Source organism: Salicibibacter halophilus, from assembly GCF_006740705.1.
Lineage (GTDB): Bacteria > Bacillota > Bacilli > Bacillales > Marinococcaceae > Salicibibacter > Salicibibacter halophilus.
Genome location: NZ_CP035485.1, coordinates 13,857 through 30,010, shown reverse-complemented (window position 1 = coordinate 30,010; position 16,154 = coordinate 13,857). Strand labels below are relative to the sequence as shown.

Sequence of the window (16,154 nt, the reverse complement as noted above, 5' to 3'; positions counted from 1 at the left end):
TTTCTCAATCTCCTTGTGTGATAGGCGCTTCTCTCGCGATATCTTCTTCAACTTCGTAAAGGATTGACAACTTAACTGTACCACTGTCCCTTTGCTCCTGTAAAATATTTTCTGATAAAATTTTCGCATCGCTATCCAAGTTGCGCAGTAACTGCCGCTCCCCTAATTGTTTTGCTATCTCCTGTACTTCATCTTCCTCATATGTCCGGGTTACAATCGTTTTCTCTTCATAGCTTGTTCGCTCCACCGGTAACCGAATATCCGTGAAATATAAGGGGATCCGCAATTGATCCGTTGTTGTTTGGTACTGTTCAAATAAATGTTCCGCATCCCGCCCCCAAAATGTCCATTCGTTTCCGAACAACTGAAAATCAAGGCTTCTTGTACGTTCTCCCGTAAATACCTCTCCGCTTATCTCCATCGGCAATTCAACGGTCCCGCGATACCATGTTTCTGCACGCACGTCTCCGATCGCCGCGGTTTGTGCCATATTTTCACTTTCTTCACGCCCGATCAAACCGGAAATAAGCACGTCCCCTTTTTCCACATAAGCGTTTGGCGCCACTTCTGCCCTCCCATGTTCGACATAAATATCCCGAATTACCCCGTTTTTTTCCGCCACAAGGTGTCTGGGTGCAACCTCATCCTCCTCCTCCGCGAGATGTTGCTCTACCACATGAAATTGATAGGTCGTTCCCTGTCTTTCAACGCCGATCCACGTTGCCCCCGGTACCTCCTCGCTTACTCGCTGCTGGATTTCCGCTTCCGGGGGCAGTTCCCACTGAGGTTGTCCAGGCTTAAGCCCTATGTTAGCAGCCCATTCTTCAATTTCATGTTCAATTCCCGGAGACGCCCCTTCAATATCTACGCGCCAAACCATTTGGGAAAGAAGAACCAGAACAGCGCAAAATGCCAAAATTCCTACAATAAAACCAAAACGCCGCCGCCATTGACGAGTGAACAAATAAAGTCCGCGACGTTTGCCAAACCGCACCGAGACATTCGTCATTTTTGCGACTTTACGCAATGGCTTAACGTCTGCAATTCGTATCGTTGCCTGCAATTTCGTTCCGCTGCTTGTCCTCCGGATTTCCGAGAGGGCAATATCGTTTTCCACACAGTGATTGATGAATGTTTCAAGTTCCTCCCCCTCAACCTTCATCTCTACCAAGCCTAGCCAGTCCGGATTTTTCTTAAACATCAAAACTGCCTCACCTCTCCCCCATATGTGTGACTTGCTCGATCTTTCCTTCCACAATCAATTCTTCAGGCAAAATAGCCTTGATAATCAGCGCTTCCCCCTTAACTTCCAATATCCCTTCGGAAAGACGGATGAGTATGCGTTGGGGAGTAAAAGAAAGAATGCCTTGGTGATTTTCTATATAAACGTGCAGATGACCGATCATCGTTACCCTCGGCACTCCCATCGTGACATCTGCCGGTACTTCCATCCCTTTTGTTAACCACTTGTTAATCCGTTTTGGCAGTCGCTTCACAAGGATCCCTCCTCAACTATACATATGTGTAGAATCCAGGCTCTATCACAGATGCGTTGGAACAAAACACGCAAAAAGGATAGGTGCCTAATCAGGAGGGAGAGTAGGTGGGGAATATGCGCCGTTTAAGGAAAAGTGGATGGAACATATAAGAAAAACCTAGCTTGGGAAAACCGCCCAAGCTAGGTCCTTGTCATGATCACTGCCTGTCCGATAGCCGGTACTCATAACCGTGAACGCTTTTATAATACTCCGGATACATCTCCCCTTCACATTGTTGGCAGGCAAACATAGGTGGGACACTGGGGTCGCCGGGATCCCTTTCGTCAAAATCGCGTACCACTGTGTAAGGGATCGCTTCTTGTTCATGACACTGTAAACAAAGAAAGTTGACGGTCTTGGGATGCCGGTTCTTCGAGGGTTTCTTCTTCTTTTTTTGTTTCTTTTTTCGGTGTTTCGATACGGGGGACATGACCGACCTCCCTTTCCAAATAGCTTCTGGCTGTTTCACCCAAGGCGACTTTAACCACTAATCGCCCATTCTCAAGACAGACTTCTCCCTTGTACTCAAAGTAGTTATCGCATTTGGGACACCGCAGAGGATCCTTATGTCCGCTGGCCATGACCCGTTCTCTCCAGGTTTGGCGGCTCAGGGTTCGCTTGACCTGGGTGATCCACTTCTTCTTCGTTTTTTGCCAGGCCGCCAGTACCTTTTTACTCAAGTTTTTCGTTCTTCTCGAGTATAGCCCGTAATGGCGGATCGTTTTAAACTGTTCATCCGGAATATGACGGATCAGACGCATGATAAAGGCCTCGACACTTATCGTTTCATCCTTCTCTTTTCCGTCCATTTTATCGTGATACGTAAACGTCACCATTTGCCCGTCATAGGCCTCGATCCGATTGATGCCAATCGCCGGTCGACGCATATAACGGCCAATATACCGGAGTTGGTCTTGCACCTTTCCCCGGTGTTTAGGGGCATAGATATAAAAGCCCTTTCCGTTTTTGGAAAACGCTTTTTGGAGACGCGCTTGCACACGTTTCTTGTCCTTTCCGGATAAATGCTTGCGAATCAGCTTCAAAACAACGGTTTGCCATTGTTTGCGAAGCATCTGGAAGGGGAGAAAATCATACGTTTTCCATGCCCCTTTCTTTGTCATCCCGCCCATTGTCACCAGCATGTGAATGTGGGGGTTGAAATTGACTTGGGAGCCAAATGTATGTAACCCCACCATGATCCCCGGGGTCACTTTGCCTTTCTTCTCGAAGTATTCTTTGATCAGCCGTGCACCTTCATCCATCATTGTTTTCAATAGTTCCCGGTGGAGAAGAAACACGTCTCGTAGACCTTCATCGATGGTCAAAATCACATGACGATGGTTCACCTGGAACACATCTTCCATGAGCAGACGACTCCATTCCTCGCTCTCGCCGATCGAACAAGTCGTACAAAATCGACCTTTACAACGATAGGGAACTTTTCGGGTCTCATGGCATCCTTCGCATACAAAGAGCTTGAATCCGTTCTCAGGATTCCCGCAATCCCGGAATTTTCCCACTTCTTTATGGACAATGGGGCGGATACGATCCCCATGTTTTTCGACAAATTGTTCCCAATGTTGATGGTGGTCAAAGAATATACGTCGAAGAATATTAGGTTCCATACCTCCACCCTAACACATTCCCCGGCATAGAAGGGGCCAAAATTTATACTTTCTTATCTTTCAAAAAAAGAACGCTGACCGGAGGCCGCGTTCTATCGTTTCATCATTCGATTCGTCCTGTGGGGCTTTCTGGCTCTCGGTTCCCCAAGCACCTCTGACCAAATCACGCCTTTAACGACATCATTGCCCGATAGAGCGGAAAAGGGAAGCGCTTCGTTTTTCCGGCTCTGTCTGCTCGGAGCCGCTACCGGTGCATCAGCGTTTTCCAATCGCCGCTTCGCATTTTCACGTTCACGGCGCAGCCGCTCCCGCTGCTGTTCATACTCTGCGTGCGCGCTGCTTGTTTCTGTCGTGTTCTCTTCCCGATACACTTGGCGTTCTGCTCGAGGTGTCTGTTCTGTCGGGCGATCGTCTTCGTTCATCATATCCTCGAACTGTCTTCTGAGGTCTCCGAACGCACCGCCTCCCCCTTGCCTATCATTGCCGGATGTGTCGGATGAAGGCTGGCGAGCCGGGTCTGTCCCCGGCCGGGAACGACCCCCGCCTTCTTTCTTTTGTTGCGCATTGCTGATAGCGTTAAAAATCGTCATCGCGATGAAGATGAGAATGAATATAAACAGTAAATCCAAGGTTTTATCCCCCTTTTTTACCTCATATCATCACCGATCGATATCTTGGTGGGGGTCTCTGATATTTTCGTCATCATCTTTTGTCGATTTTCCGATGTTCTTTCTCATATCGGTATCAGCTTCCACATTCTGCAAATTGTAGTAATCCATTACGCCCAGATTTCCGGAGCGCAGTGCTTCAGCCATTGCTTGCGGCACTTCTGCCTCTGCCTCGACGACTCTGGCGCGCATTTCTTCGACGCGGGCATTCATTTCTTGTTCTTGCGCTACAGCCATGGCACGGCGTTCTTCCGCTTTTGCCTGCGCGATTTTCTTATCGGCTTCTGCTTGATCCGTCTGCAATTCGGCACCAATATTCTTGCCAATATCGATGTCGGCAATATCGATGGAAAGGATCTCGAAAGCTGTACCGGAATCAAGGCCTTTACTCAAAACCGTTTGTGAAATCATATCCGGATTCTCAAGCACTGCCTTGTGGTCATCATTGGAACCAATGGTGGAGACAATCCCCTCCCCTACACGGGCGATGATTGTTTCTTCACCGGCACCCCCGACAAGGCGGTCAATGTTTGCCCGTACGGTAATGCGGGATTTTGCTTTAATTTCAATCCCGTCCATCGCCACACCGGCGATAAACGGCGTCTCAATCACTTTCGGGTTAACGCTCATTTGAACGGCTTCGAGGACGTCACGCCCGGCGAGGTCAATCGCTGCCCCACGCTCAAACGTCAATTCAATATTGGCACGGTGAGCGGCGATTAGAGCGTTTACCACCCGGTCAACGTTACCTCCAGCCAGATAGTGGCCTTCCAGTTTATTCAGTTTTAAATCCAAGCCTGCTTTTTTAGCCTTTACCAACGGATTGACGACACGTTTCGGTACAATACGCCGCAAACGCATCCCGACCAGTTGGAAAATCCCGATTCTCACATTAGCTGCCCAAGCAGCAATCCATAGGCCGACCGGAATAAACGTAAAGAGAATCCCAAGTAGAATAACGGCAATGGCTATCGCTACGAGCGCGATTATTTCTGTTGGCACAAAAACTCCTCCTTATTTTCAACACTGCTGTCTACTAGTTAACAACCCTCACAACAATACGAGGGCCGGAAACAGATATGACTCTCACATCACTGTCGGCTTCCACGTAAACCCCGTCAGTGACGACATCATAATTTTCCCCCGCGAGCACCATCAAGCCTGAAGGGCGCAAAGGTGTTAAGGACCGGCCGATTTGACCGATGAGATCATCATCTGAAACCGTTTCTCCTGGATCCTCGAAAGGTTCCGAGGCGTTCTGCAATACAAGCTTTTGCATAAATCCAATTTTACCAAAATACTTAAACAGCAATACCGTCGCGACGACGATCACGACCATCGCAATGAAGACAGAAAGCAAAATTTGGGTCGTGTCAAATGAAGCCAAGAAAATACTTCCGATGATTGATGCCAGCCCCAGCACTCCAAATATGCCAAAACCGGTAAAAACAACCTCCACACCTATTAAAACCAATCCGAGGATGAGCAAGATAATCGCTTCCATTCCTGCAAATCCTGCAAATAGATGGCCGAAGAAAAATAGTCCCAATGAACCTAGCCCGAATAGTCCCGGAAGCCCGAACCCGGGTGTGAACAACTCCATGAGTAAACCGACGCCTCCTACCGTCAGCAATATCGGAATAATCATCGGATTCGTCACCCAGCGTGTCAACTGTTCAGCGAGGCTCACTTCCGATTCGACTTGCTCAGCGCCTTCCAATCCCAAATATGCCAAAACTTCTTCGCGATCGGTGACGACTTCCTCGGCATAGTCGATTTCAAGCGCCTGCTCTGCATCCAACGTCAACAGTTCTTCCGGGTCAGCCATCGCTCTCGCATATTCCGGATCGCGATCGTGCTCACTGCTTTGGGCAGCTGTTTCCATGTTGGACTCCCAAGCTTCCTGCGCTTTGTCCCCGGCCGTATTGCCCGAACCGTCTACAACGGCTGCATTGCCCATCTGGGCTCGTGGATCCATCACAATATTATCCGCATTGAGCGCAATATACGCCCCCGCCGACAAAGCTTCAGAGGTAACGTAAGCAGTAATGGGGACTTCTGCATTCTGGACAATCTCCGCGATGTTACTTGCCGCATCTACAGCTCCGCCCGGCGTGTCAATTTCCAGGACAATGTGATCGGCCCCTTCTTCTATTGCCTCCGTAATCGAACGATCCAGAAATGCTTCTAATCCGCTTTCAACCGTCTGCTCCACAGGGATGAAATGAACGGTGGCGTCATCACTTTGTGCACTAGAGAAAAACGGCATCATCATCCCGGCAACAATCATCAAAAACAGGAAGAATGAGATGCGTACATGTTTCTCCATTTATTCACGCCCCTTCCCGGAAGTATCGTACACCCTTCATGTCACACGCGGAAGCACAACCTTACTTCCATTAAATCAAACTTTTTTGACCTCGACAAGAAATCACACTTTAAAATGCGGGTTCAAAAAGAGCCGGAAGTTTTAGAAAATAATTGCTTCATTCCAAGATAGTCATGCCGAACTCAATCGAAATTTCGTAAGCTCTTTTCCCGTACTTTTATTACAACATCTTAAAGAGGAAAGCGTGTACGATATGTACAAATGGGAGCAGACTAGGTACGTGATCACCCGGAGACAGGGTGAAGTACACATTTTTCCGGGGAAAAATCGCAAATATAAACCCCCGGTGAGAATATACCCCGGGGGATTGCTCCCAGAAGACATGCATTTAATTGATTGTCAAACGAAACGCAGTCGTTAACGGGACGTTTTGATTATAAGCATTCAACAAAATCAAAACTTTCGCTTGCGAGCCGCTTCCGATTTTTTCTTTCGTTTCACGCTTGGCTTTTCATAATGTTTCCTTTTACGAACTTCGGCCAATTTTCCATTCTTGGACACGTCTTTCTTAAAACGACGCAGAGCTGAATCGAGTGACTCATTTTTACGTATACGTGTTTCAGACATTTGAATCCCTCCCTCCGCACAACCGCTCACGAATCATGACGTAACTTGTCCCTGGGGCAAGTTCGTTCATTTAACAAAATTGTATCGGAAAACAGCTAGAAATGCAACAAACAAATGCTTTCTTCTTTCTTTTTGTATAGCGATTGCCCAGCTTGTTTTTAACATAACTGCTCCTCTCTGGCCATAGATATGGAATACGGAGGACGAGCAATGGACTATTCACTCTTAATCATGATCGTGTATATTTTCATTTTCCTTTTCGGCGTTACGCTTATTCGGACGGGGCTTGGGCAGTCTCCCCCTAAACATGTGCGAACGTTAGTCGTAAACAGCACGCTTCACCCATTTTCCGGGTTTCTCGTTGGTTTCGCGGCGACGGCTCTGTTGCAGAGCAGCTCTGCTGTGATGGTGCTTGCGGTCAGTCTTGTGGCCGCCGGTATTATTCCTTTCCGTCAAACCATCGGGATCATGCTCGGCAGCAACGTTGGGACTACCTTAACGCTTGAAATTCTTGTTTTTTCAGGTGAAACGCTCGGACTGTTATCCATGGGGGCCGGGATCCTCTGTTTGTTATCGCGCGTACGAAAGCTATTTCTTCCGGGGACGATTCTTTGTGGCGTCGGCTGCATGTTTCTCGCGATGGATGGCATGAGTTCATGGGGACAAGAACTTACCGGACAAGGATGGACCGATTGGTTGCTGGAAAATGAAGGGATGTCCGCAGGTACAGCGGTTTTAGGAGGCACCATCATCGCGACCATCATTCAATCAAGTACGGCAACGATCGCAATCGGGATTCAAATGTATGCCAACGCCTTTATTCAATTGGACCATGCGATTGCCATTATGATGGGCGCTAATATCGGCACATGCCTTACAGCTGTCCTGGCCGCCCTGGGCGCCAAACGCGGAGCCATGCAAACCGCTCTGGCCAACGTATTCCTAAATGTCGGGGGCGTCCTGCTGTTTTTACCTTTGATCGGGATATTCTCCAACGTTATCATGGCGCTTGCGGTTGACCCTGCAGCACAAGTGGCTCATGCTTCTGTCATTTTCAACCTTATCTGCTCTCTGTTGGTGCTGCCGTTTGTAAGCCCATTCGCGTCCCTAATAGAACGCTTGACCGGGGGAGGCGGACGATAAAAGACGAAGGCGCTGCCCTCGTCCTTTATCGTTACGCTTGTACATATTGAGGTTTTTCAGCGTCGTCAAGCACTCGAATGAACTCCGCTTCATTGTATGGATAGCCGGCTTTTGTCATTTTCACCCGTATGATCTTTCCGACCATATCAGCAGCGGCTGGAACTTTTACTTTCAAATAGTTACTCGTATAACCGATATACATTCCATTATCCGGATCTTCTTTATCAGCTTCTTCCGGAATCATCTCGAGCACTTCCCCTTCATGTTTCGAAGCGTAATCTTTGGCCAATTGATCAGAGAGACTGATAAGCTGTTGGACCCGTTGTTTTTTAACGTCATCATCCACTTGGTCCTCTCTGCGGGCCGCCGGTGTGCCCGTCCGTTTTGAATAAGGGAAAACGTGTATTTCCGAGAACTGCAAATCACGAACAAAATTGTACGTTTCCCTGAACTCTTCTTCTGTCTCCCCGGGAAAACCGACGATAACATCGGTTGTAATAGCCAAATCAGGAAAAATATCTTGCAGGCGTTGCACCCGTTCTTTGTAATACGCGGTGGTATATTTTCTTCTCATCCGTTTCAGCACTGTATCCGAACCGGCTTGGAGCGGGATATGGAAATGGTTGACGATGGTATCGGAATTGCGGACAACGTCTACCACTTCATCGGTGATTTGGCTTGCTTCAATAGAAGAGATCCGCAGGCGTTTCAAGCCTTCGACCTGTTCGAGTTCACGTAACAGCGCCGCAAAATTGTAGTCTTTAAAGTCCTCGCCGTAGCCGGCTGTATGAATGCCTGTAAGGACGATTTCCTTATACCCTGCCGAAACGAGCTGACGGGCTTGTGCCAAAACATCTTCCGGCTGTCTGGAACGTAATAAGCCGCGCGCCCACGGAATGATGCAAAATGTGCAGAAGTTATTGCATCCTTCCTGAATTTTCAAGCTTGCTCGCGTACGGTCAGTAAATGCAGGAACATCCAGTTCCTCATATACGCGCGTTTTCATAATATTACTGACGCCATTAATCGGCTCACGCGATCGCTTAAAATCTTCAATATACCCGATCATTTTCGAACGATCCTGTGTTCCTACAACGATATCCACACCCGGAATGTCCATCACTTCTGCCGGTGATGTTTGTGCATAACATCCGGTGACACAAATAACGGCATCCGGATTTTGACGAATACAACGGCGAATGGCTTGGCGGCTTTTTTTATCCCCTGTATTTGTAACGGTACATGTGTTAATGACATAAACATCAGCTTGCGATTCCGATTGTTCGTAGCCCGCCTTATGAAATAGCTGCCAAATCGCTTCGGTCTCATAATGATTTACTTTGCACCCAAGTGTATGAAAAGCTACTGTCGACATATTTTCACCTCTTTAGCTCCAGTTGATATACCAACATGGCAAGCGTTGCCACCGGTGCCGTTTCCGCCCGTAAAATTCTTGCCCCCAAACTCACCGGCTTACACCCTAAATCAATCGCCATTTGGTGTTCACGGATGGAAAAGCCGCCTTCAGGTCCGAAGACGAGTAAAATACGTGCTGAAGGTTGCAGCTGACGTAAAGCATCGTCAAAGCTATGGTGTTCGCCTTCCCTCGCGCTTCGTTCGGACATGATCCATTTATGGTCGTATGGCTGTGGCTGTGTTTCTTTTAAAACCTCATCCAGTGACGATTTTCGCTCAATCACGGGGATTTTCAATCGCTCCGATTGCTCTGCCGATTCCCGGGTTATTTTTTGAAAACGGGCGATCCTTTTCGCACTTTTTTTGGCATCCCACTTGACGACGGAATGGTCAGCGGAAAAACCGGTAATGGCTCCAACGCCTAATTCCGTGCTTTTTTGTACAACCCATTCATATTTGTCGGCTTTTAAATCACTTTGTGCCACGGTAATATGTACCGGAAGTTCGGTATCCGAGGACAAGTCCTCCTCGATCCTGCACGTAATATGATCCGGCTCCATTTGGGTTATCCGGCAATACGCTGCTTCCCCTTGATCATTTATACAAATGATAACATCTCCGGAAGACATACGCATCACGCGAGAGATATGGTGTGCCTGTTCTCCTTTTAATGTCACGATATTGCCCGACCATTGGTCATCTCCTACGAAATAGCGCTGCATGGTTATTTCCTCGTTTCGTATGTTGGATGATTTCGCTCATTTCCTGCATGTTTGGGGCAAAACCTCGCACTGCCTATGATTAAGCGGAATATGCACTAATCTTCCCGTTGTAATAAGATGGCTGTCCAATCTTCTTGCTCCCAAGTTTGCGCAACGATAAATCCTTCTTTTTCCAATGCTTTGCGTACCTCCGTTTTTTTATTCTCGATAATGCCGGAGACGAGCAGAAATCCATGATCGTTAAGGTGAGCTTTTATATCCGGGGCCATTCGAATGAGGATATCAGCCAGCAAATTGGCCACTATGATACCGCCCTTTCCTTCTATATGGGAAAATAAATTGCTTTTCATCACGGTCACTTTATCTTCGACTTGATTGATAGCCACATTTTCCTTCGCAACGTTAACGGCTACTTCATCCGCATCATAGGCATATACGGAATCTGCCCCGAATTTGGCAGCCGCGATACTCAATACACCTGAGCCTGTGCCTACATCAATCACGGTGTCCCCTGCATTAACAATATGTTCAAGGGCTTGTAAGCAAAGAATGGTTGTGGCATGAGCGCCTGTTCCAAACGCCATTCCCGGGTCGAGCTCAACGACGACATCATCCGTTCCACGTTGCACGTTTTCCCAAGAAGGGGTAATGATCAGGTTTTCAGAAACTTGAATTGGTTTATAATACGTTTTCCACGCTTTTTCCCAGTTCTCTTCTTTGACCACTTCGGTATCGACCGTTAACTGTCCCATATCGAGATCCAATCGCTGTTGTAACTCAGCTAAGCCCGTTCGAATAGCATCATCTTTTTGTGCACTTTCAGGAAAATAAGCTTTTAACACCACGCCTTCCATCGGCAAATGTTCAACGGGTGGTTGTCCTATTTCATCGGCTCGTTTCGGACGTTCCTTTCGATCGTTTGCATCCTCCACGACAATGCCATTCGACCCTTGCTCCGTCAGCATATGCGAGACGGCATCAGCGCCTTCATGTGTTGTATGTATTCGGTATTCGATCCAATTCATCCCTTCACCTCCTCCGGGGTACTTTATCCCCCAGGTCGGTAGCTATTCTGCATGGCAACCAAAAGGGGCTTCCCAAAATAATGGAAAGCCTAACGGGTCTCAGTCTCCTCGAAATGCACGCTTTACCTTGTCAAAAAAATTGTTGCTGTGCTCATCCACTTCTTCGCCACTTTCTTCAGCGAACTCTTTCAACAGTTCTTTCTGTCGATCATTTAGTTTCTTCGGTGTGATCACACGAACGCTAACGATCAGATCCCCCGTGCCGCGGCCATGAACATTGGGAGCTCCTTTGCCGCGAAGTCGGAAACTTCGGCCTGTTTGTGTCCCGGCGGGAACTTTAATTTTTACTTTCCCTTCCAAAGCCGGCACTTCGATTTCGTCCCCGAGCGCTGCCTGGGAAAATGTTAACGGCATATCGCAACGAACATCATCGCCATCCCGTTCGAAGAATTCATGCGGCTTGACGTTGATAACGATAAATAAATCTCCGGGGGGCCGCCGTTCACACCTGCTTCTCCGTGTCCTGCTTGACGTAGTTGCAGTCCATGATCGATGCCGGCAGGGATATTCACGCGTACTTTTTTGCGTTTCGTTACTTTGCCTGCGCCAGCGCAAGTCTTACATTTTTCTTTAATAATTTTGCCCGCGCCTTCGCATTGATCGCAAACCCGACGGTTGACGACACGGCCGAATGGCGTGCTTTGCTCAATGTTCAATTGACCGCTGCCGCCGCAACGACCGCATGTGTCAGGGTTTGTGCCTGGCTTCGCTCCTGATCCGGAACACGTCTGGCATGACTCTTCGCGCGGAATTTCAATTTCGGTGTCTTTGCCGAAGATCGATTCCTTGAACTCCAAGGTCATCGTATATTGTAAATCTGCCCCTTGGCGCGGTGCATTCGGATCCCGGCGTCCGCCACCTCCGAAAAACATATCGAAGATATCCCCGAAGCCACTGCCGCCAAAGTCTCCGGCACCGCCAAACCCTTGATTTGGATCGGCATGTCCGAATTGATCGTAATTCGCTTTCTTTTGCGGGTCGCTCAGCGTATCATAAGCCTCTTTCACTTCCTTGAACTTTTCCTCGGCGCCAGGTTCACTATTGACATCGGGATGATATTTGCGCGCTAATTTACGGTACGATTTTTTTATCTCATCCGCGGATGCATTTTCATCGACACCGAGTACTTCGTAGAAGTCCCGTTTGCTCATTCTCCAATTCACTCCCGTTCAATTTCAAGCATGAAGCTATCTTACATTGCCTTGCCACAAGTCGCAACCCATATACTCACATCCGTGATTAAGTGAAAAAGTCAAAGCCAAGAGACCCTGACTTTGACGTTAGAAAAACTTGACTTATCGCCAAAAATGGCGAAAGTCAAAGTCTTTTCTTATACTATCACCCAAAGCAGTTATACTTTTTGATAGTGTAAAATTGCTGTTTGCGGCTATGCTTTATTTTGTTGATCGTCGTTTTCGTCGTCCACTTCTTCGTAATCGGCGTCAACGACGTCCTCATCCTGGGATTGGCCTTCGCCTTCCCCTTGCTCCCCTTGTTCTTCTTGTGCCTGTTGAGCCATTTGCTCATACATTTTTTGGGAGAGTGAATGCACCAGTTGTTCCAATTCATCTTTTGCAGTGCGAATCGCTTCAAGGTCCGTGCCGTTCAAAGCTTCTTGCAACTTGCTTTTCGCGTCTTCCGCATTTTGTTTCTCCGTTTCTTCAACGTTTTCTCCCAAGTCTTTGATCGTTTTGTCGACAGTAAAGATCAGTTGATCCGCTTCATTGCGAAGTTCGGCTTCTTCTTTCTTCGCTTTGTCTTCCTCGGCATTTTCTTCTGCTTGTTTAACCATGTCCTCGATTTCGTCCTCGGAAAGCCCGGAGGAAGACGTAATCGTAATCGATTGCTCTTTGTTCGTGCCTTTATCTTTCGCGCGGACATTAACGATTCCGTTCGCGTCAATATCAAACGTGACTTCGATTTGCGGCACGCCTCTAGGTGCAGCCGGAATTTCCGACAGTTGGAAACGGCCGAGGGTTTTATTATCGTTAGCCATTTCACGCTCGCCTTGGAGGACGTGAATGTCAACGGACGATTGGTTATCGGCAGCTGTCGAGAATACTTGCGACTGGCTGGTCGGAATGGTTGTGTTTCGATCAATCAACTTCGTAAACACACCGCCCATTGTTTCGATCCCGAGGGATAACGGCGTAACGTCCAATAGAACAACGTCTTGAACGTCTCCGGCGAGTACACCTGCTTGGACCGCGGCACCGAGGGCGACGACCTCATCCGGATTAACGCCTTTATGCGGATCCTTGCCCGTTAATCCTTTAATCGCTTCTTGTACAGCCGGAATTCGCGTGGAGCCTCCGACGAGAATAACCTTATCAATATCCGATGCATTCACGCCGGAATCCTGGATCGCACGGCGCGCGGGTCCCATCGTTTTTTCTACCAGTTGAGAGGCTCCCTCTTCGAATTGCGCTCTCGACATGGTCATCTCCAAGTGCTTTGGACCTGACGCATCTGCCGTGATAAACGGCAAGGAGAGCTGGGTCTGAGTGACACCCGAAAGTTCTTTTTTCGCTTTTTCCGCCGTGTCTTTCAACCGTTGCATCGCCATTTTATCTTGTTCAAGGTCAATGCCGTTTTCTTTTTTAAACTCGGAGACCATGTAGTCAATGATTACCTTGTCGAAATCGTCCCCGCCGAGTTGATTATCGCCGGACGTTGACTTCACTTCAAAAAAGCCATCGCCAAGCTCAAGAACGGAAACGTCAAACGTCCCGCCGCCAAGGTCATAGACGAGGATGGTTTGATCCTCCTCTTTTTCCAGGCCATAAGCAAGGGAAGCCGCTGTCGGTTCATTGACAATCCGCTCAACTTCCAGCCCTGCGATCGTGCCGGCGTCTTTCGTTGCTTGTCGCTGAGAATCATTAAAATAGGCCGGAGTTGTAATAACCGCTTTTGTTACATCTTCACCTAGATAACTTTCAGCATCCGATTTTAACTTTTGCAAGAGAATGGCGGAAATTTCCTGCGGTGTATATTTTTTGCCTTCAATTTCTACCGTGTAGTCGGTCCCCATATGACGTTTAATGGACTGAACGGTGTTTTCGTTTGTAATGGCCTGTCGTTTAGCAATTTCGCCGACTTGTCTTTCCCCTTCTTTAAATGCAACGACTGAAGGTGTTGTACGGTTCCCTTCAGGGTTGGGTATAACGACCGGCTCACCGCCTTCCATTACCGCCACGACTGAATTCGTTGTTCCTAAGTCAATCCCGATTGTTTTACTCATCTTTAATAACTCCTCCTTGAACCACTATAGCAATGAATTTTACATTTAAGCGTTAACCTTAACCATGGCTGGCCGGATAACGCGTGTTTTCAGTTTGTATCCCTTCTGCAGTTCTTCCACGATTTGATTGGATTCAAACCCTTCTTCCTCCACTTGCATCACTGCTTGATGCATGTTGGGATCAAAGGTTTCGCCTTCCGTCGGAATTTCTTCTAAACCATCCGATTCAAGCGCCTCCCAAAATTGTCGATAAACCATCTGTATGCCTTTATAAAACCCCTCGGCGGAAGCATTATCCACATCCGAGTCAAGGGCTCGCTTGAAATTATCAAGCACAGGCAGGAGAGCTTCCATCAATGGTTGGGAGCGAAACGCTGCCGCTGTTTCTTTTTCCGAACGGCTGCGTTTTCGAAAATTATCGTAATCTGCCTGGATGCGCTGCACCTTATTTTGCCACTCTTCCAATTCTGATTGCAATGCCTCGATTTCCTCTGGGTTTCCCGAGGATTCAGCATCTTCATCCACAGAGGAGGAAGAGATGTTTTCATTGTCGGGGTCGATAATTTCTACATCTTCGTCAGATTGGTGGTCATTCTCTTTTTCGCTCATGCCCTTCACCTCCATTTGCTGCTTATTTGCACATAAGAGGAGGGAGATAGCCTCTCCCTCTTTTAAGACTAACTATCATGGCGATATTTTTTCGTCAAAGAAGTTGATAGTCCGGTGGCAAATTGACGTATCAAGCGTATCACCCGTTCGTATTCCATTCTTGTCGGCCCAATAACACCCAACGTACCAACTGTGCTTCCATCAATGGAATACGTCGCGGTAATCATGCTTAAGTCCGCAAACGCTTCAATGTCATTTTCCCTGCCGATTCGCACGTTCAAGCCTTCTTGGCTGCGCGACAACAGGGCATGCACATTCTCGCTGTGATCCAGCCAGTCAAATATCATCCGAACACGGTCAATGTCTTGGAATTCCGGCTGCATCATTAAATTCATCATGCCGCCGTAGAACACCTGGTCACCCTTTTCGGTTTTAAATGCGTCCCGCAGTACGCCGAACATATCTTCATAATGACGAACATGCCGGTGCAGCAAACGGGAAGTTTCCGTTATCAACTGTTCTTCCCATTGCCCGATGGGCGTATCAACGAGTTGCTCATTTAAAATATTAACCACTTTTTCGAGTTCGCCGGAATCCATGTGTTCCGGTATATCAAAAGTGCGGTGTTCTACATGCCCGGAATCCGTAACAAGAATGGCAATGGCCTGCCTTCCCATGAGCGGGAGCATTTGCAGCTGTTTCAGTTTTGTATGCTCCATTTCCGGTCCTAACACAATCGATACATAACTCGTTAGTTCCGACAAAACCGCCGCTGTTTTTTTCATGACGGCCTCTACCTCTGATATGCGCCGGGTGAAGAATTTTTCCATATCTAAAATCTCATGCTGTTGCAAAGGCGCCGGCCGCAATAGATGGTCCACATACAACCGATACCCCTTATTGGAAGGGATCCTGCCCGCGGAGCTATGAGGTTTTAGCAAATAACCCATTTCTTCCAAATCAGCCATCTCATTGCGGATCGTAGCCGGGCTGAAAGAAATGTCCTCTCGTTTGGAAATACTTCTTGAACCGATTGGCTCGGCACTCTGGACATAATCATCGACGATGGCTTGCAATATCAACAATTGGCGCTGACTAAGCATCGTCTATCACCTCTGTTAGCACTCTCGTTTCCCGAGTGCTAATGCTAT

Annotated in this window: 14 protein-coding genes and 1 pseudogene; 1 reads left to right on the top strand and 14 read right to left on the bottom strand. The window is 47.8% G+C overall.

Features of this window, described 5'->3' with window-relative positions; all coding sequences use genetic code 11:
• Positions 1-4: 4 nt before the first annotated feature.
• The 7 genes from yqfD to rpsU form a co-directional block, all read right to left on the bottom strand.
• On the bottom strand, positions 5-1,201 hold the full coding sequence (yqfD, locus tag EPH95_RS00135; protein WP_142086250.1) for a sporulation protein YqfD: 1,197 nt from the start codon (positions 1,199-1,201) through the stop codon (positions 5-7).
• A 10-nt stretch (positions 1,202-1,211) separates the two neighbouring features.
• A complete protein-coding gene (gene yqfC / locus EPH95_RS00130) occupies positions 1,212-1,496 on the bottom strand; it encodes a sporulation protein YqfC (RefSeq protein WP_142086248.1) in 285 nt (94 codons plus the stop codon).
• A 365-nt stretch (positions 1,497-1,861) separates the two neighbouring features.
• Positions 1,862-3,163 carry an IS91 family transposase gene (locus tag EPH95_RS00125; protein ID WP_142086246.1) on the bottom strand — a complete coding sequence of 434 codons (1,302 nt, stop codon included), beginning with the start codon at positions 3,161-3,163 and terminating at the stop codon, positions 1,862-1,864.
• Between the two features lie 92 nt (positions 3,164-3,255).
• Positions 3,256-3,792, bottom strand: coding sequence for a hypothetical protein (locus EPH95_RS00120; RefSeq protein ID WP_142086242.1), 537 nt, complete (start codon positions 3,790-3,792; stop codon positions 3,256-3,258).
• A 30-nt stretch (positions 3,793-3,822) separates the two neighbouring features.
• The gene (gene floA / locus EPH95_RS00115; RefSeq protein WP_142086240.1) at positions 3,823-4,833 is read right to left on the bottom strand and encodes a flotillin-like protein FloA; all 1,011 of its coding nucleotides are present in this window, start codon (positions 4,831-4,833) and stop codon (positions 3,823-3,825) included.
• A 34-nt stretch (positions 4,834-4,867) separates the two neighbouring features.
• Positions 4,868-6,160, bottom strand: coding sequence for an NfeD family protein (locus EPH95_RS00110; protein ID WP_142086238.1), 1,293 nt, complete (start codon positions 6,158-6,160; stop codon positions 4,868-4,870).
• Positions 6,161-6,613: 453 nt separating this feature from the next.
• Entirely contained in the window at positions 6,614-6,787 is a 174-nt protein-coding gene (gene rpsU, locus EPH95_RS00105; RefSeq protein WP_142086236.1) for a 30S ribosomal protein S21, read from the bottom strand.
• A 210-nt stretch (positions 6,788-6,997) separates the two neighbouring features.
• On the opposite strand from rpsU, the gene EPH95_RS00100 reads away from it, so the two are divergent.
• Positions 6,998-7,930 carry a Na/Pi symporter gene (locus tag EPH95_RS00100; RefSeq protein ID WP_160141520.1) on the top strand — a complete coding sequence of 311 codons (933 nt, stop codon included), beginning with the start codon at positions 6,998-7,000 and terminating at the stop codon, positions 7,928-7,930.
• A gap of 31 nt (positions 7,931-7,961) precedes the next feature.
• Here EPH95_RS00100 and mtaB read toward each other — a convergent pair whose 3' ends face one another.
• The 7 genes and pseudogenes from mtaB to hrcA all read right to left on the bottom strand — a co-directional run bounded on the left by mtaB (position 7,962) and on the right by hrcA (position 16,106).
• Complete coding sequence (gene mtaB / locus EPH95_RS00095) at positions 7,962-9,305, bottom strand: tRNA (N(6)-L-threonylcarbamoyladenosine(37)-C(2))-methylthiotransferase MtaB (RefSeq protein WP_142086231.1); 1,344 nt, start codon at positions 9,303-9,305, stop codon at positions 7,962-7,964.
• A 4-nt stretch (positions 9,306-9,309) separates the two neighbouring features.
• Positions 9,310-10,068, bottom strand: coding sequence for a 16S rRNA (uracil(1498)-N(3))-methyltransferase (locus EPH95_RS00090; RefSeq protein ID WP_142086229.1), 759 nt, complete (start codon positions 10,066-10,068; stop codon positions 9,310-9,312).
• A gap of 95 nt (positions 10,069-10,163) precedes the next feature.
• Positions 10,164-11,093, bottom strand: coding sequence for a 50S ribosomal protein L11 methyltransferase (gene prmA / locus EPH95_RS00085; RefSeq protein WP_142086227.1), 930 nt, complete (start codon positions 11,091-11,093; stop codon positions 10,164-10,166).
• Between the two features lie 99 nt (positions 11,094-11,192).
• Positions 11,193-12,304, bottom strand: a pseudogene (dnaJ, locus tag EPH95_RS00080) (molecular chaperone DnaJ).
• Between the two features lie 236 nt (positions 12,305-12,540).
• On the bottom strand, positions 12,541-14,394 hold the full coding sequence (gene dnaK / locus EPH95_RS00075) for a molecular chaperone DnaK (protein ID WP_142086225.1): 1,854 nt from the start codon (positions 14,392-14,394) through the stop codon (positions 12,541-12,543).
• A 45-nt stretch (positions 14,395-14,439) separates the two neighbouring features.
• Entirely contained in the window at positions 14,440-15,003 is a 564-nt protein-coding gene (gene grpE, locus EPH95_RS00070; protein ID WP_142086223.1) for a nucleotide exchange factor GrpE, read from the bottom strand.
• A 68-nt stretch (positions 15,004-15,071) separates the two neighbouring features.
• Positions 15,072-16,106, bottom strand: coding sequence for a heat-inducible transcriptional repressor HrcA (hrcA, locus tag EPH95_RS00065; RefSeq protein WP_142086221.1), 1,035 nt, complete (start codon positions 16,104-16,106; stop codon positions 15,072-15,074).
• Positions 16,107-16,154: the final 48 nt, after the last annotated feature.